Below are 15,948 nucleotides of genomic sequence, written 5' to 3'. Positions count from 1 at the left end.
ACCTGCTCAAGGACCGGGTGTTCGACGCGGACCAGTTCATCGACGGGGTGCGCCGGGTGGCCGGTGGGGGCACCGCGATGGACCCGCAGGTGATCTCCCAGTTGCTGGCCCGCAGTGCGCGGGACCGGCCCCTGGCCCGGCTGACCGCACGGGAACGCGAGGTGCTGGAGCTGATGGCCGAGGGACGGTCCAACGCCGCGATCGCCCAGCGGCTGGTGGTCACCGAGCGGGCCGTGACCAAGCACACCTCCAACATCTTCGCCAAGCTCGACCTGCCACCGTCGGACGACGACAACCGGCGGGTGCTGGCGGTGCTGGCGTACCTGGACGGGGCGTGAACGGCCCCGCGTGCCCGCGCCTCAGCGCCGCGAGCGGCGGGCCTGACGCATCCGGCGCAGCCGGTTGACGGTGACCGGGTCGTGGGCCAGTGCCTCGGGGCGGTCGATCAGGGTGTTCAGCACCTGGTAGTAGCGGGTGGGGCTCAGTTCGAGCTGTTCCCTGATCGCTCGTTCCTTCGCCCCGGACAGGTGCCAGGTGCGGCGCGCGAAGGCGAGGACCGCGCGGTCCCGGTCGGACAACTCCGAGGCGCCGGCGGGGACGTGCTCCTCCGCCGCCCCCTCCGCCTGCTCCTTCTGCTCCGTCTCCGACTCGATGGGGCTGGGATTGGGGCTGGGATTGGGGCTGGGGCCGGGGTTGGAGCTGGGGTCGGCGGGGCCGGGCTGGGGCGCGTCCGAGCTGCGCGGTCGGTGAGCTTCGGGTGTGGACGGCGCCGGTGTGGTGGGTGGTTCGTTCTGAGGTTCCTTGGCCATGTCTCCCCCGGGTTCCTCGGCCACGGTTTTCAGCGTAACCGGCCCCGCTGACTCTCCGGCCTGCCTCGTTGCCTGACATTTGGTCTACACCAGTGATGGGGACACGCCCCCACGTCCCGGTGGCCGCGGGGGCGGTGACCGCCACGCCGGGGCGCGGTTCCGGGAGTCACCGATCCCTCGGAGGCGGCCCGGCACCACGACGACCCGGCGACGCGATGATCGATTCTCGATGAGTGGACTAGACCTTTTGTGGGTCGAAACGCGACACTGTTCCCGTGAGACACGTCATCGCCCTCGATGTGGGCGGAACCGGGATGAAGGCTGCCCTGGTGGCCGCGGACGGCACGGTGCTGCACCGGGAGCAGCGCCCGACCGGACGGGAGAGGGGGCCGGACGCCGTCGTCGCCGACGTGGTGGACTTCGCCGCCGAGTTGTACGCCACCGGGGAACGCCGTTTCGGTGAGCCTCCCCGGGCCGCCGGTGTGGTGGTACCCGGCCTGGTGGACGTGGCGGCCGGGGTCGCGGTCTTCGCCGCCAACCTCAACTGGCGCGACGTACCCCTGCGCCGACTGCTCTCCGAACGGCTGACGGGCTCCCGTCCCGCCCCCTTCCCGGTGGCGCTCGGCCACGACCTCAAGGCCGGCGGTCTCGCCGAGGGCCGCATCGGCGCGGGACGCGGCCAGGACCGCTTCCTGTTCGTCGCACTCGGCACCGGCATAGCCGCCGCGATCGGGATCGACGGCCGCATCGAGGCCGGGGCGCACGGTGGAGCCGGTGAGATCGGTCACATCGTGGTCCGGCCCGACGGCCCCCGGTGCGGCTGCGGCCGTGACGGATGCCTGGAGATCGTCGCCTCGGCGGCGGCCGTCTCCCGGGACTGGGCGCGGGCCAGCGGCAACCCCACCGCGGACGCGGCGGACGCGGCCCGCGCCGTGGACGCCGGGGACCCCCGGGCGATCCGCGTCTGGCAGGACGCGGTGGAGGCGCTCGCCGACGGCCTGGTCATCGCGCACACCCTGCTGGACCCCAGGCTGATCGTCCTTGGGGGCGGCCTCGCCGAGTCCGGGGAGACGCTGCTGGCCCCGCTGCGCACCGCGGTGCGGGACCGTCTGACGTTCCAGCACCCACCCGAAATCATCCCGGCGGCCCTGGGTGACGCCGCCGGACACCTGGGGGCCGGCCTGTTGGCCTGGGACCTGCTGACCACTGAGTCGATGGAGGAGAAGCCGTGACCGACGCACGCTCGGCTGCCCGAGACGGGGCAACGGACGCACCGGACCAACGGCGAACCGGCGGGACGGCGGGCGAACGCACCGTGCTGCGCGGTGCCCGGGTGGTCCTGCCCGACGGCGTGGTGGAGGACGGGGAGCTGACCCTCGAGGGCGGCCGGATCGTTGCGAACCAGGGCGACCAGGGCGCACAGGCGGCGCCCACCCGGGTCCTTGACCTGTCCGGGCACTGGGTGGTGCCCGGCTTCGTGGACATCCACGTCCACGGCGGCGGTGGGGCCTCGTTCTCCGCCGGCACCGTGGAGGAGGCGAGGACCGTGGCCGCGCTGCACCTGCGCCACGGCACCACCACGACCATGGCCAGCCTGGTCACCGGGGACATCGACGACCTGAGCCGGCAGGCGGCCGTGCTGTCGGAGCTGGTGGAGGACGGGGAGCTGGCCGGCATCCACTTCGAGGGACCCTTCATCAGCGAGGCCAGGTGCGGCGCGCACGAACCGTCACTGCTGCGGGACCCGGACCCGGCCGTGGTGCGCAAACTCGTGGACGCGGCCCGGGGGGCCGCGAGGATGGTCACCCTGGCGCCGGAACTGCCCGGTGGCCTGGACTCGGTGCGGCTGCTCGCCGACTGCGGGGTGATCGCCGCGATCGGGCACACCGACTCCAGTTACGACAGCGCGCTGCAGGCCGTGGAGGCGGGCGCCACCGTCGCCACCCACCTGTTCAACGCCATGCCCCCGGTGCACCACCGTGACCCCGGTCCGGTCACCGCGCTGCTCGAGGACGAACGGATCACCGTCGAGCTGATCAACGACGGGGTGCACCTGCACCCAGCGGTGCTCAACCTGGCGTTCCGCCAGGCCGGCGCGGAGCGGACGGTGTTCATCACCGACGCCATGGCCGCCGCGGGGATGGGGGACGGGATCTATCCGCTGGGGCCGATGCAGGTCCGCGTGGACAACGGCGTCGCCCGTCTGGTGGAGGGCGGCTCGATCGCCGGCAGCACCCTCACCCTGGACACCGCCCTGAAGCGGGCGGTGCTCATCAACCGCGTGCCGATCGAGCAGGTGGCCCTGGCGCTCTCCCTCACCCCGGCCCGCGTCCTCGGGCTGGACGACCGCGTCGGTTCCCTGGAGCCGGGCAAGGACGCCGACCTGGTCGTGCTGGACGACGCCTTCGACGTGGTCGCAGTGATGCGGCGCGGCCGGTGGACGGAGCAGCCGTGTCCCTGGTGACCACCGCGGAGCTGGTCGCCGAGGCCGCCGGGGCCGGCCGCGGGGTCGCCGCGTTCAACGTGATCACCTTGGAGCACGCCGAGGCCGTCGCCGCCGGGGCCGAAGCCGCGGAGGCCCCCGCGGTGCTCCAGATCAGCCAGAACGCGGTGAGCTTCCACGGCGGCCGGGTGCTGCCCCTCGCCTCTGCCGTGGCCGCCGTGGCCCGGGCCAGCAGCACCCGGCTCTCCCTGCACCTGGACCACGTGCGGGACCCGGAGCTCCTGCGCGCCTCGGCGTCCGCGGGTTTCAGCTCCGTCATGTTCGACGCCTCCACGCTGCCCTACCGGGACAACGTCACCGCCACCGCCGAAGCGGTCCGCTGGGCCCACCGGCACGGGCTGTGGCTGGAGAGCGAGCTGGGCAGGGTCGGGGGCAAGGCCGGCGAGCCCCCGCTGGGCGCGCACGCACCCGGGGCCCGCACCGACCCGGACGAGGCCGCCGCCTACGTCTCGGCAACCGGCGTGGACGCCCTGGCCGTCGCCGTGGGCAACAGCCACGCCATGACCGAGCGGACCGCCACCCTCGACCACGGGCTGATCGACGCGTTGCGGCGCGCGGTCCCGGTCCCGCTGGTGCTGCACGGCTCCTCCGGGGTGCCGGACGGGGAACTGCGGGCCGCGGTCGGCGCGGGGATGGTCAAGGTGAACATCGGCACGGCGCTCAACGTGGCGTTCACCCGGGCGGTCCGCGGCCACCTCGAGGATGACGCGACCGGGGTGGACCCCCGCGGGTACCTGGCGTCGGCCCGGGAGGCGACGGCCCTGGCCGTGACCCGGTGCCTCCGCGTCGTTACTCTGCCCTCGTGACCAACGTCGGCGACGAGCACCAGGCCCCCGGTACACCCAGGCCCCCGCGGGCACCGGCACCGGGGGCGGTGCGCACCTGTTCCTTCCTCACCGACTACGGGCTCCAGGACGGGTTCGTCGGGGCCTGCCGCGGGGTGATCGCGACCATCGCCCCCGGGGTGGTGGTCATCGACATCAGCCACCTCGTCCCGCCGCAGGACGTCCGTCGCGGCGCGGCGGTGCTCGCCGACACGGTGCCCAGCCTGCCGCCCGGCACCGTGCACATCGCCGTGGTCGATCCCGGCGTGGGCACCGCGCGCCGTCCGGTGGCCGTGGCCACCGCCCGCGGCGACCTGCTGGTCGGACCGGACAACGGCCTGCTGCCGCCCGCCGCCGAGGCCCTCGGGGGCGTCGTGGCCGCGCACACCCTGACCAACCCTGAGTTGATGGCCGCGTCGCCGTCCAGCACCTTCCACGGCCGGGACGTCTTCGCCCCGGTCGCCGCGCACCTCGCCCTCGGGGTCGGGCTGGCGGACACCGGACCGGCCATCGACCCGGCGGACCTGGTGCGGCTCCCGGTGCCCAGGTGCCGCCTGGACTCCGCCGCGGGGCTGGCCGAGGGCGAGGTGGTGACCGTGGACCGGTTCGGCAACGTGCAGACGTCGCTGGGCCAACAGATGCTGTTGGCGTTGGGGTTGCGTCCGGGCCAGCGGCTGCGGCTCCGGGTCGGCGCGGAGCCGGGGGGCGGTGAGGTGCCCTACGCGACGACCTTCGGCGAGGTGCCGCGCGGCGCCCTGGTCGGCTTCGTCGACTCCTCCGGCCGGTTCGCCCTCGCGGTCAACGGCGGCTCCGCGGAGGCCCGGCTCGGGCTGTCGCCGGGGGACCCCGTGACGGTCACGGCCAGTTCGACGGGTAACTGTCCCGAGTGATCGCGAGCTGGTCCAGCACGAACCCGCAGGAGTCACCCTGTCCGCAGGTCAGCGTGACCGTGTTGTCGCCCTTGGTCAGGTTGACCTGCCCCCAGGAGCGGGTCCACGCCTTCGACCAGTCCTTCTGGCCGGAGAAGTTGTCCAACGAGATCGACTGGCCCTTGCCGTTGACCACCAGGGTGGCCTTGGCCTCCCCCCCGGCGTTGCCGTAGCGGACGTTCACCCGGTACTGCCCGTCCTCCGGAACGGTGAACGTCCAGGTGACGCTGGCGCCCACGGTGTCCATCCCGGCGATGTAGGAGCCGCCTTCGGCCAACGCCCCGGAGTACTGGGACTCGGGGTGGGCACCGCCCTCGGGGCGCAGCTTGACCGCGTCGGTGACCGGCGGGAGCTGCCGCGGCAGCGGCGTGGACTTCTTGGTCGGGGTCGAGCTCGCGCTCTCGGTGACGCTGTTGGCTGGTTCCGGCTCGGCCTTGTCCTTGTTGTCGTCGTTCCCCGCCCAGATCACCACGCCCACGCCGACAGCCACGGCGACCACCACGGCGATCGCGCCGATCAACAGCCCCTGTCCGCCACCGGACCGGCTCCCGCGCCCCCCACCGGGGCCTGCGGCGGCCGGACCGCCACGGCGGTCCCCCGGCTGCTGGGCGGGCACGGCGGCCGGCGGGTGACCGGGCGGCTGCGGGCCGGGCGAGGACGTGGCGTGGGGGTAGCCGTAACCGCCCTGCGCCGACGTCGCCTGGGGATAGCCATAGCCACCGGACCGGTCACGCTGGCCGCCGTAGGTGGTCTGGCCGACCCTGGTCACCTGGTGGTACGAGGTCCTGGGCACCCCGGTCGTGCTGTGCGGCTGCTGGGGCACGCCCTGCGGTTCCCCCGGCCCCGGGTCGCCTTCCTGGCGGTACAGGTAGGCGAAGGGGTCGTCGTCCTCGGGCGCGCCGTCGCCGTTGCCGTTGCTGCCGGCCGTCATCCGCTCGTCAACTCCCCACTCAGGCAGGCCACGACGCACACCCACTCACTGGCTGCCCTGGAGGCACGCAACGCCCAGTGGGCGGACGGTGGGCACGGATGGCCAAAATTCATGATCTTCAATTGATGGCGGGACCCCGCGGGTTGGTGTTCACCGTCATCTCGAGGACATCACTGACCCAGTGCACACTACCTCTTACGGGGCACCTCCTGTGCCCGGGTTCGACCGGGTGGCCCGATCACGGAAGGTTGTCCAGGCGTCCCGCGCGCGTGGTGACGGCCCATCAACCCGCTCGTTTGTGGTTGCGGGAGCGCGACCTCTTGTCCATGTACATCCGCTGGTCAGCGGAGTGCAGGACCTCGTCCGCGGTCATCCCGCAGGCCGCCCAGCCGATGCCGAAGCTGGCTCCGACCCGCACCGCCCGGCCGTCCACCCGGATCGGCGGCAGCAACTCGGCGCGCAGCCGCTCGGCGAGGTCCGCGGCGTCCTGACGACCGAGTCCGTCCGCGAGCACCACGAACTCGTCACCGCCGAGCCGGGCCACGGTGTCGCCGTCCCGCACGCCGCCTGTCAGCCGGCGGGCCACCTCCACCAGCACCGCGTCACCGGCGTGGTGCCCGTACCTGTCATTGATCAGCTTGAAGCCGTCGAGGTCGCAGAAGAGCACGGCGAGCCCCTTGGTCCCGCGGTCCTCGCCGTCGCCCGCGACCCCACCCACCTCGTCCGGCGCCACCGCGTGCACGTGGTGGTCGAACCCGTTGTTGTCCTGGCCGGCGTACCGGTAGGCGAACTCGTCCCCGGTGCCGTCCAGCACGGCCAGGGCCGGGTCCTCCTGGGTGGTCTGCTCGTCCTGGCCGCGGTCGCACAGCCGCCGGCCCAGCCTGGAGCGCAGCTCGGCGCTGTTCGGCAGGCCGGTCAGCGCGTCGTGGCTGGCGCGGTGGGCGAGCTGTAGTTCGTGCCGCTTGCGCTCCTCGATGTCCTCGACGTGGGTGAGCAGGAAGCGGGGCCCGTCCGCGGCGTCCGCGACCACGGAGTTCCTCAGGTGGACCCAGAGGTAGGTGCCGTCCCGCCGGGACAGCCGCAGTTCGGCCCTGCCGCCCTCGGCGGAGGTGCGGTCGAAGAGGTTCTTGTCCTCGGGGTGCACCAGGTCGGCGAAGGAGTAGCGGCGCAGGATGCTGGCGGGGCGGCCGAGCAGCCGGCACAGCGCGTCGTTGGCCCGCAGCAGCTTGCCCTGGTGCCCCCCGCTCATCTCCGCGATGGCCATCCCGCTGGGCGCGTACTCGAACGCCTGCCGGAAGCTCTCCTCGCTCGCCCGCAGCGCCTGCTGCTCCCGCTCGAGGCGGATCAGGGCGCGCTGCATGTTGGAACGCAGCCGGGCGTTGCTGATCGCCACGGCGGCCTGGTTGCTGTACATGTGCAGGGCTTCGCGGACCCAGGCGCTGGGGCGCTTGCCGTTGCGCGGCCGGTCCACCGAGACCACCCCGAGCAGATCGGACCCGGAGTACATCGGCGCCAGCAGCCGGTCGCCCGGGTGCCAGCCGTCCGGGGTGGTGGGCTCGGGCCCCTCCGTCACCCAGGAGGGTACGTCGTCGCCGTCCAGCACCCAGCCGACCTCGTAGGGAATGAACCGCAGGGTGCCCCACGCCTCGCCCATGGACAGCCGCCGCTCCCAGGACGCGCGGGAACCCACCCGGCCGCCCATCAACGCCTCGGCCGCGCTGCTGCCGGCCACGGCGGCCACCACGAGGTCGCCGTCCGGGCCCACCAGGTTCACCACGGACAGCTCGAAACCAAGCCCGGCCACCGCGCCGTCAGCGACCGCCTGTAGCGTCTCCGCCAGGCTGCGGGCCGTGTTCAGTCCGGCGACGACCTGGTGCAACTGGCGTAGGGTCCCCAGCCTGACGTACGGCTCCGACTCGGCTTCCATTGTTCTCCCCGAGCCTCGACGACTACTCCCGACATTTCCTATGGTCCGATTGCAAGGGCAACTGAATCACAGGGAGGAGTTCGCCCGGTACGCAGGGTCAACAATAGCCTCATGTTGTGACTCACATCACACCCCCGTGTGCAACATTTATGAATTGTATGAATTCATTCGAACGCGGATGAACATATCCGACAATCGCCCTTCATCCAGAAGTGAGGTGTCGGATTTCTTGGCTCTTCTCCACGTTCGCCCCCAAAGGCGTTGACCCCGTTGTCCCGCCCCGCACTGATCCTTCCCCACTTTCACTCGCCATGACCCCACGGCGAGTGCGTCACACCGGGACAACGTCCGGCGGGCGGGCACGTCGCCCCGCCATCACTCGGTCCAAGGTCCCGCCCCGGCTCCGTCCCCGGTCCGATGACCGTTCGACTCCGCCGGGTTAGCGTTCACCGTGTGCGACCACAGACTCCCACCTCAGCCGTCCCGCATCCTGGTTCCGTGACAGATCACGCGACGGAACCGGGCGGGGACCACCACGGAGTGGACCCCGACGCGTTCCGGGCCACACTCTCCCGGCTCGCCGGGGGCGTGGTCCTGGTCACCGCACACGACCCCGAGGAGGGCCCCAGGGGTGAGGACATCGGGATGACCGCCACCGCCTTCGTGTCGGTGTCGCTGGACCCACCCCTGGTGATGGTGAGCGTGCGGGCGGACTCCCGGATGGACGAGTTGCTGTCCAGGCAGCCGCTGTGGGCGGTGTCGGTGCTCGCGGAGAGCCAACGGCACGTCGCCGGACGGTTCGCCATGCGCGGGCGTGTCAGCGACCGGTTGCTGTTCGAGGACGTCGCGTACCACCGGGGGGAGGCCACCGACGCCCCCCTGCTCGGCGGGGCGCTCGCGGTGCTGGAGTGCCGCACCGAGCAGAGCGTGCCCGCGGGCGACCACCGCCTGGTGATCGGACGTGTGCTCACCACCGCGACCCCCAGTGCCGAGGGCCGGCCGCTGCTCTACTTCCGGGGGCGCTACCGCTACCTGAGCTGAGGGGCCACGTCCCACGGGCCCCCGTCAGCCCACGGGTCCCTTCCGGGTCCGGGGAGGACCCCGGAGGCCCCTGCGCGGGTCAGCCGTCGTACCGGGCGCGCCGGGCACGCTTGAGCTCCCCCCGGCGCCGCTTGTTCTCCAGGCGGCGTTCGATCATGCCCCGGGTCGGCTTGGTGCGCTTGCGTGCGCGGGGTGGCGGCGCGGTCGCCTCCGCGAGCAGCGCGGCAAGACGGGCCCTGGCCACCTCGCGGTTGCGCCACTGGGACCGGTGCTCCGAGGCGCGGACCACCAGCACCCCGTCCACCAGGCGCCCGGACAGGCGCTCCAGCGCCCGCTCCTTCCACACCGGCGGCAGGGCCTCGGACCTCGCCAGGTCGTAGCGCAGCTCCACCTGACTGTCCGTGGTGTTCACGTGCTGCCCGCCGGGCCCGGAGGAGCGGGAGAAACGCCAGGCCAGCTCGGCCTCCGGAATGGAGACCGAGCCGCGGACGTGTGTGGTCCCGGTCATGCGCCCCATGGTCCCGCAACCGGCGCCGCACGTCATCCGCGTTTCCACCAGGGAACCGGCCATCCCCCTGACGGCGTTCTGTCCCTTAGCGATAGCGTCGCTCGTGGCCGACGCAAGCCGCAAACCAGGCTCGCGACAGAGGAAAGGGATCCGTCCAAATGGCTGTAAGCCTGTCCAAGGGTGGCAACGTCTCCCTCACCAAGGAGGCTCCGGGCCTGACCGCGGTCACGGTCGGCCTCGGCTGGGACGTTCGGACCACCACCGGAACCGACTTCGACCTCGACGCCAGCGCCATCGCGGTCAACCAGGCCGGCAAGGTCGTCTCGGACGCGCACTTCGTGTTCTTCAACAACCGGTCCACCCCGGACCAGAGCATCGTGCACACCGGCGACAACCGCACCGGCGAGGGCGCGGGCGACGACGAGCAGATCAACGTCAACCTCGCCGCGCTGACCCCCGACGTCGAGAAGATCGTCTTCCCGGTGTCCGTGTACGACGCGGAGAACCGCGGTCAGAACTTCGGGCAGGTCCGCAACGCCTACATCCGGGTGCTCAACCAGGCCGGCGGTGCGGAGATCGCCCGCTACGACCTGACCGAGGACGCGGCCACCGAGACCGCGATGGTCTTCGGTGAGCTGTACCGCCACGGCGCGGAGTGGAAGTTCCGTGCGGTCGGCCAGGGGTACGCCAGCGGTCTGACCGGCATCGCCCAGGACTTCGGCGTCAACCTCTGAACCCAGGCGCTCGCGGCCCCGGTCCGGCTGACAGCCGGACCGGGGCCGCGGTCATCCAACCCGCCCGGCCGCGGACCGGTCGGGACCCGAACGCCCGGCCGGGCCGTCGTGACACCATCACCCGCGTGATCGAGATCGGCTATTCGTTGTCCAGGCGCTTCCCCGACCCGCCGCAGACCGACTACCGCACCGCCGACGTCCACGCGTTGCGCCACGACCTGTTCTGCGGTGACGTCTACGTGGCGCAGGACGCCGACGAGTTGTCCACAGCCTGGGGATGGGTGCCGGTGCTGGACTTCGCCTGGGCGCTGTGCGACATCGTCGAGGAGCTCGACCGTGACCCGGCGGGCAGTCGCGCGTCCCGCGTCACCACCGCCGAGCTGGACTTCACCGAGACCGCCGACCGGCTCCGCTTCGCCCGCCGCTTCGGCTGGGTGCGGATCAGTGCCGACTGGGTGGAGGGCGAGCCGCTGACGGTCCGACACCACGATCTGCGTCGGGAGGCCAGGGACTTCCTCCACGACCTGCTCGCCGACCTCACCGACATGCACGAGTCCCTGGCTGACAACCCGACCGTCTGGCACCTGGGCAGCCGCTTCCCCCGGGTGTGACGGCGCACCGCCCGGCGTCAGCGCCCCGCGGCCCGCTGGCGTCGGGCCGCGGCGCAGTTGTGCCGGGCAACGGCGTGGTAGGCCGACTTGGGCTTCCAGTGGTACGGGGAGAGCGGGTCGGCGAAGTCCTCCCGAACCACTTTGACCAGGCTGAAGGACGCCATGTCCAGGTCGAACCTGGGGTTCGGCGAGTGCGGGAGGTCGGTGGCGATGAACTGGTACGGCGAGGCGCTGAGGAACCCCTCGGCCTCGAAGACGTCGAGCATGGTGGCGAGGTGCTGCGCCTGTTCCGCCTCGTCGCGCACCAGGTTCCCGACGATCTCCGGGACCGGCTTGTCGTAGTCGATGACGTCCCAGCCGTCGCCGCCTCGCTCGGCGGCACCGCGGTAGGTACAGCAGCCGAACTCCATGATCATGATCGGCTTGCCCCAGCGGCGGTGGGGGCTCAGTTCCCTGGTGTGCTCTGCGGGATCGCTGTGGAAGGTGTAGTAGTCGAGGCCGACGATGTCGAAGAGGTTCCAGTTGATCTCCTCCAGGCCGGTCGCCGCCGCATAGGTGATCCGCCCCCCGAAGTTCTCCCGGGCCACCGCCACCGCCCTGGCGACGAACGCGTGCAGCCGGCGCGTGATCTCCCGGTAGTCGTAGTTCCCCTCGACGAGGTACTGGATGCGCTCCAGGAACGTGTCGCCCGGCACGATGCCCGGGGTGAACAGCACGTACTCGCAGCCGACCGCCAGGACCACCTCGGGCCGGTGGGCCAGGCGCAGCTTCTCCGCCTCCCGGCAGGTCCGCCGCAGGTGCTCCAGGACCTCCTGCTGGGGGTGGTCGAAGAGCCGCGGCTGGACGGTGACCTGGAGACCGCGTTCCAGGGCCGCCGTCGCGGTGGACACCAGACGGTCCACGTCGGTCCCTATGACGGACACCGCGGAGCAGTGCAGTTCCTGGTCGATGGCCCGGATGTCCGTGCCCATCAACGCGTCGGTCCACAGCTCGCGGGTGAGCGGCCACCCCGGTCCGAAGGCGGTCCCGGTGTCATAGACGACGCCCCGGTACGTCAGGCCCCCACCGGCCCGGCGCGCCCCGCGCCTCCCGCGGTGGGCCGCCCGCGCTTCGCCCGGGCCCGACAGCACCCCGCCCGCGGCCGCCGCCCCGAGGACCGCCGCCCCCTTGAGGAAGGTGGCCCTGCGCGTCAAGGCGTCGTTGTTCACGTCTGTCCTCCAAGGCACGGGCCCCACGCCGCACCACCGCACGCGGGCGAAGTGTGCCCGGCCGTTGCCGGTTCCGGTTGCTTCCGGGCACCAGCCTCGCGCCGACCAGCGGGGGACGCGTCGGCCGAAGGTCCACCGGACCTCGACTTAAGTCGTGGAACGCCGCCCGACCGGTACCCCGCACGACTGTCGGAACCCGTAAGGCGGCCCCCACCCCGAACGGCCCCGCACCGTCCCGCTCCGGTGCCGCCGGAGCCCGGGCGACGCGGTCACAGCCGCACGACGACCAGCACCGTGTCGTCGGTGATGCCCCTGGACGGGAGCAGGTCCAGGAGCAGGGCGTCGGCCAGGCTCTCGGGGTCCGCTCCGCGGTGGCGGGCGAGGGAGACGGCCAGCCGGCGCAGCCCGGTGTCGATGTCCTCGGTGCGGCGTTCGATCAGGCCGTCGGTGTAGAGCACCAGCACGGCCCCCTCGTCGAACTCCTCGACGGCCTCGGGCCGGACCTCGGAGTCGGTGGGGATGCCGAGCGGGGGTCCCGTGGCCTGGTCGAGGAAGGCGACGGTGCCGTCGGGGTGCGCCAGGGCGGGCGGCGGGTGGCCGGCGCTGCTGTAGGTGATGATCCTGGTCTCCCAGTCCACGAAGGCCTGCAACGCCGTGCTGGACTCCGCGCCCTGCACCGAGAGCGCGTAGGTGCTCAGTGCCTCCAGGGCCGGGGCCGGCCGCTTGGCGACGTGGCACGCCGCGCTGAGCGCGCTGCGGAGCTGCCCCATGACGCCGGCCGCCCGCAGCCCGTGGCCGACGACGTCGCCCACCGCCACCGCGATCCGGTCACCCGGCATGTCGGTCAGTTCGTACCAGTCGCCGCACACGTTCAACGTGCCGACCGCCGGCTGGTACCGCACGGCCGCCCGGTGGTGGCCGACCGGCCGGGGCACCGGCAGCATCGCCGCCTGGAGGCTCAGGGCGACCTCCCGTTCGTGCGCGTGGGCCCGGCGCAGCCGTTCGTTGACCTCCTGCAACTCGCGGGCGCGGGTGTAGAGGTCGGCCTCCAGCATCCTGGCGCCGCTGCCGCCGTTCCTGGTGCTCCACGTGCGGACGAGCTCGGTGACCTCCTCCACCCGCAGCATCACCATGATCACCTGCCCGTCGGGGGCGAACACCGGGACGTTGATCGGGCTCCAGTACCGCTCCTGCCACACCCCGGGTCGGGCGGGGTCCTCCACGTCGTAGCGCTGGACCGCCATGACGTCACGCTCGCCGGTGGCGACCACCCGCAGCAGCGAGGCCTGGAAGTTCCGCATGCCGGTCGCGGTCGGGTCGTTGGGGTTGTCGGGGAAGACGTCGAAGATGTAGCGGCCGATCACCTGGTCGCGGGTGCGGCCGGTGGCTCGCAGGAACCCCCCGTTGACATCGACATACACCAGTTGCGGCGTCAGGAGCGCCACCACCCCGGGGAGCGCCTGGAAGACGGCCGCGTAGTCGGTCTCCGGTCGCCTCACCTGCGTCCGCCTCGCCATCCACCGTCGCGTCGCTCCCACGATAGGAGCCCGCGCCCGTTGGGCGGCGACGTCACGCCGGTGAACCCGCCCGGTCACCCGGTCGGCCCCCACGGCGGCGTCACCTCGCGGGGGAACGGGGCTGGCCGGGGCCCGGGGCCCGGCGCCCGGCGCCCGGGCAGGACGCGGGACGCGGGAAGCCGGCAGCGGGAACCACACGCCCGCGTTGCGAGAACTGGTGCCGAACGCCCCGGACCATGATCGGTCGGGGCGTTCACCGTGGTCTGACCTGGGAGCCGCCTGTCGGGTTCGAACCGACGACCCTCGCTTTACAAGAGCGATGCTCTGGCCAACTGAGCTAAGGCGGCGCGGCCCTCGTGGGGCTGCTGTGCAGTGTACTCAACGGGTGATCCGAGCCGTTACCAAATCCGCCGTCTGATCCTACTGACAAAGTGCCCCACCTGCGGGTACGGTCGCACAACAGTCCAGGCCAATGGACCAGACCATTTCTCCTTTACTCGGATCGTCCGGCACGTTCCTGCCGGTGAAGGGACCACTCACCATGGCAACCGTAACCTTCGACCAGGCGACCCGGGTCTACCCGGGCTCCGAGCGCCCAGCCGTGGACAAGCTCGAACTGGACATCGCCGACGGCGAGTTCCTCGTCCTGGTCGGGCCCTCCGGCTGTGGGAAGTCCACCTCGCTGCGGATGCTCGCGGGTCTCGAGGACGTGAACGAGGGCGCGATCCGGATCGGGGAGCGCGACGTCACCCACCTCCCGCCGAAGGACCGGGACATCGCCATGGTGTTCCAGAACTACGCGCTGTACCCGCACATGACCGTCGCCGACAACATGGGCTTCGCGCTGAAGATCGCCGGGGTTCCCAAGGCCACCATCCGGCAGAAGGTCGAGGACGCCGCCAAGATCCTCGACCTCACCGAGTACCTGGGCCGCAAGCCCAAGGCGCTCTCCGGTGGTCAGCGGCAGCGTGTCGCCATGGGCCGGGCCATCGTGCGTGAGCCACAGGTGTTCCTCATGGACGAGCCGCTGTCCAACCTGGACGCCAAGCTCCGCGTGTCCACCCGCACCCAGATCGCCAGCCTCCAGCGCCGGCTCGGGATCACCACGGTCTACGTCACCCACGACCAGGTCGAGGCTCTCACCATGGGTGACCGGGTGGCGGTGCTCAAGGGCGGGCTGCTCCAGCAGGTGGACTCGCCGCGGAACATGTACGACCGCCCGGCGAACGTCTTCGTCGCGGGCTTCATCGGCTCCCCCGCCATGAACCTCGTCGAGGTGCCGATCGTGGACGGCGGCGTGAAGTTCGGCAACTCCGTGGTGCCGGTCAACCGCGACGCCATCGCCGAGGCGGCGAACAAGGGCGACACCACGGTCACCGTCGGCATCCGGCCCGAGCACTTCGACCTGGTCAACGGCGAGACCAAGAGCCTGTCCAAGGACGACAAGGCCGGTCTCGCGGTCACCGTCAACGTCGTCGAGGAACTGGGCGCGGACGGCTACGTCTACGGCACCGCGCACGTCGGCGGACAGGACAAGGACCTGGTGGTCCGGGTCAACGGCCGCGAGGTGCCGATGAAGGGCGAGACGCTGCACGTGGTGCCGCGCGCCGGGGAGACCCACGTCTTCTCCACCAGCACCGGCGAGCGCCTGACCGACTGAGGCACGCGCCGACCGGGTCGGCGCCCTGGGCAGGACGAACAGGGGCTGCTCCCCCGAGGGGAGAGCAGCCCCTGCCGTCTTCCCCACGGCGGCCCCCCGACGGTGGTGCGGGTGCGGACGGAGAGGGCAGTCGCGTACCGGGGCCGACCGGCCGCAACGGGAAGCCGTGGCGACGCGGGGAAGCGGTGGCGGCCCGGTGTCGGCGGGGAACGTCAACGCTGCGCACCAGCAGGGCGGCGGACCGTCACCCGATGGTGTAACCGTTTGTCGCCAAATCATCACCGGACGCTACGATCGCCGGCGTGAACCAGGCAGCCCGTCGCTTCGGTAAGTCCCTCGCCCTCGTCCTCCCAGTCGTCCTCGTGCTCTCCGGGACGCTCGCGGTCACCCGCGTGGCCTGGACGCCGTCCGGCCCGGACGCCCAGGTGCTCACCGCGTCGGCCGAGGAACCCGGCGGGGCCTCCTCCGACGCCGTGGACACCCGGGCGGAACGGCGTCCGCAGGAGGCGCTGCGGGCCCGGCTGCTGCACGAGGTGCAGACCAGGGACCCGGGCGTGGCCCTCACCCACCTGCAGCAGGAGGTGGCCCGCAGGCCCGCGCTGGCCGGCCACTGCGCCTCCATCGCCCGTGCGCTCGGCCGCGCGGCCGTGGCCCGGTACCAGGGCGACGCGCTCCGGGCCCAGCAGTGGTCCCGTCCGGTCTGCGACACCTCGTTCGCCTCGGGGGTGCTGTCCGCCGGATGAGCC

At 72.2% G+C, this 15,948-nt stretch carries 16 protein-coding genes and 1 tRNA gene; 10 read left to right on the top strand and 7 right to left on the bottom strand.

The window, feature by feature from the left end:
• A partial coding sequence (locus tag A3IG_RS0120915) for a helix-turn-helix domain-containing protein (protein WP_018385550.1) occupies positions 1–338 on the top strand: 338 nt, incomplete at its 5' end.
• A gap of 21 nt (positions 339–359) precedes the next feature.
• Here A3IG_RS0120915 and A3IG_RS35380 read toward each other — a convergent pair.
• Positions 360–578: a DUF3263 domain-containing protein gene (locus A3IG_RS35380; protein ID WP_026220496.1), complete on the bottom strand. Its 219-nt coding sequence runs from the start codon at positions 576–578 to the stop codon at positions 360–362.
• 506 nt (positions 579–1,084) lie between these two features.
• On the opposite strand from A3IG_RS35380, the gene A3IG_RS0120905 reads away from it, so the two are divergent.
• From A3IG_RS0120905 to A3IG_RS0120890, 4 genes are all read left to right on the top strand, one after another.
• The gene (locus tag A3IG_RS0120905) at positions 1,085–2,041 is read left to right on the top strand and encodes an ROK family protein (protein WP_040912066.1); all 957 of its coding nucleotides are present in this window, start codon (positions 1,085–1,087) and stop codon (positions 2,039–2,041) included.
• Positions 2,042–2,124: 83 nt separating this feature from the next.
• Positions 2,125–3,273: an N-acetylglucosamine-6-phosphate deacetylase gene (gene nagA / locus A3IG_RS0120900; RefSeq protein WP_026220495.1), complete on the top strand. Its 1,149-nt coding sequence runs from the start codon at positions 2,125–2,127 to the stop codon at positions 3,271–3,273.
• A complete protein-coding gene (locus A3IG_RS0120895; protein WP_018385546.1) occupies positions 3,261–4,118 on the top strand; it encodes a class II fructose-bisphosphate aldolase in 858 nt (285 codons plus the stop codon). The genes nagA and A3IG_RS0120895 overlap by 13 nt, the downstream gene beginning before the upstream one ends.
• Positions 4,115–5,026: an SAM hydrolase/SAM-dependent halogenase family protein gene (locus tag A3IG_RS0120890; protein WP_018385545.1), complete on the top strand. Its 912-nt coding sequence runs from the start codon at positions 4,115–4,117 to the stop codon at positions 5,024–5,026. The genes A3IG_RS0120895 and A3IG_RS0120890 overlap by 4 nt, the downstream gene beginning before the upstream one ends.
• Here the strand turns inward: A3IG_RS0120890 and A3IG_RS0120885 are convergent.
• Entirely contained in the window at positions 4,992–5,996 is a 1,005-nt protein-coding gene (locus A3IG_RS0120885; RefSeq protein ID WP_018385544.1) for a CBM35 domain-containing protein, read from the bottom strand. The genes A3IG_RS0120890 and A3IG_RS0120885 overlap by 35 nt on opposite strands.
• A gap of 283 nt (positions 5,997–6,279) precedes the next feature.
• Positions 6,280–7,923, bottom strand: a complete 1,644-nt coding sequence (gene cdgB / locus A3IG_RS0120880) for a diguanylate cyclase CdgB (RefSeq protein ID WP_018385543.1) — start codon at positions 7,921–7,923, stop codon at positions 6,280–6,282.
• Positions 7,924–8,463: 540 nt separating this feature from the next.
• On the opposite strand from cdgB, the gene A3IG_RS0120875 reads away from it, so the two are divergent.
• A complete protein-coding gene (locus A3IG_RS0120875) occupies positions 8,464–8,964 on the top strand; it encodes a flavin reductase family protein (protein ID WP_018385542.1) in 501 nt (166 codons plus the stop codon).
• Positions 8,965–9,043: 79 nt separating this feature from the next.
• On the opposite strand, the gene arfB is transcribed toward A3IG_RS0120875, so the two are convergent.
• The gene (gene arfB, locus A3IG_RS0120870) at positions 9,044–9,481 is read right to left on the bottom strand and encodes an alternative ribosome rescue aminoacyl-tRNA hydrolase ArfB (protein ID WP_026220493.1); all 438 of its coding nucleotides are present in this window, start codon (positions 9,479–9,481) and stop codon (positions 9,044–9,046) included.
• A gap of 149 nt (positions 9,482–9,630) precedes the next feature.
• On the opposite strand from arfB, the gene A3IG_RS0120865 reads away from it, so the two are divergent.
• A complete protein-coding gene (locus A3IG_RS0120865) occupies positions 9,631–10,206 on the top strand; it encodes a TerD family protein (RefSeq protein ID WP_018385540.1) in 576 nt (191 codons plus the stop codon).
• A 125-nt stretch (positions 10,207–10,331) separates the two neighbouring features.
• Positions 10,332–10,817, top strand: a complete 486-nt coding sequence (locus tag A3IG_RS0120860) for a hypothetical protein (protein ID WP_018385539.1) — start codon at positions 10,332–10,334, stop codon at positions 10,815–10,817.
• A 17-nt stretch (positions 10,818–10,834) separates the two neighbouring features.
• Here A3IG_RS0120860 and A3IG_RS0120855 read toward each other — a convergent pair whose 3' ends face one another.
• From A3IG_RS0120855 to A3IG_RS0120845, 3 genes are all read right to left on the bottom strand, one after another.
• Positions 10,835–12,025: a hypothetical protein gene (locus A3IG_RS0120855; RefSeq protein ID WP_018385538.1), complete on the bottom strand. Its 1,191-nt coding sequence runs from the start codon at positions 12,023–12,025 to the stop codon at positions 10,835–10,837.
• Positions 12,026–12,294: 269 nt separating this feature from the next.
• Positions 12,295–13,524 (bottom strand): PP2C family protein-serine/threonine phosphatase, encoded by a 1,230-nt coding sequence (locus tag A3IG_RS0120850; protein ID WP_018385537.1) that lies wholly within the window; start codon positions 13,522–13,524, stop codon positions 12,295–12,297.
• A 291-nt stretch (positions 13,525–13,815) separates the two neighbouring features.
• Positions 13,816–13,889, bottom strand: a tRNA-Thr gene (locus A3IG_RS0120845).
• Positions 13,890–14,083: 194 nt separating this feature from the next.
• Between A3IG_RS0120845 and A3IG_RS0120840 the strand changes: the two genes are divergently transcribed.
• Together A3IG_RS0120840 and A3IG_RS0120835 are read left to right on the top strand one after the other, a co-directional pair.
• Entirely contained in the window at positions 14,084–15,202 is a 1,119-nt protein-coding gene (locus A3IG_RS0120840; RefSeq protein WP_018385536.1) for an ABC transporter ATP-binding protein, read from the top strand.
• A 302-nt stretch (positions 15,203–15,504) separates the two neighbouring features.
• Entirely contained in the window at positions 15,505–15,945 is a 441-nt protein-coding gene (locus tag A3IG_RS0120835; RefSeq protein WP_018385535.1) for a hypothetical protein, read from the top strand.
• Positions 15,946–15,948 lie beyond the last annotated feature (3 nt).

Origin of the sequence: Wenjunlia vitaminophila DSM 41686 (genome assembly GCF_000380165.1) — a bacterium.
Classification (GTDB): Bacteria; Actinomycetota; Actinomycetes; order Streptomycetales; family Streptomycetaceae; genus Wenjunlia; species Wenjunlia vitaminophila.
The sequence above is the reverse complement of the archived record's forward strand: the minus strand, read 5'-3'. Positions and strand labels throughout refer to the sequence as shown.

What these genes read in the sequence shown, in the direction of transcription:
- A3IG_RS0120865 (WP_018385540.1), top strand. Translation starts at nt 9,631, where the DNA reads ATGGCTGTAAGCCTGTCCAAGGGTGGCAACGTCTCCCTCACCAAGGAG.
- arfB (WP_026220493.1), bottom strand. Translation starts at nt 9,481, where the DNA reads ATGGGGCGCATGACCGGGACCACACACGTCCGCGGCTCGGTCTCCATT.
- A3IG_RS0120840 (WP_018385536.1), top strand. Translation starts at nt 14,084, where the DNA reads ATGGCAACCGTAACCTTCGACCAGGCGACCCGGGTCTACCCGGGCTCC.
- A3IG_RS0120885 (WP_018385544.1), bottom strand. Translation starts at nt 5,996, where the DNA reads ATGACGGCCGGCAGCAACGGCAACGGCGACGGCGCGCCCGAGGACGAC.
- cdgB (WP_018385543.1), bottom strand. Translation starts at nt 7,923, where the DNA reads ATGGAAGCCGAGTCGGAGCCGTACGTCAGGCTGGGGACCCTACGCCAG.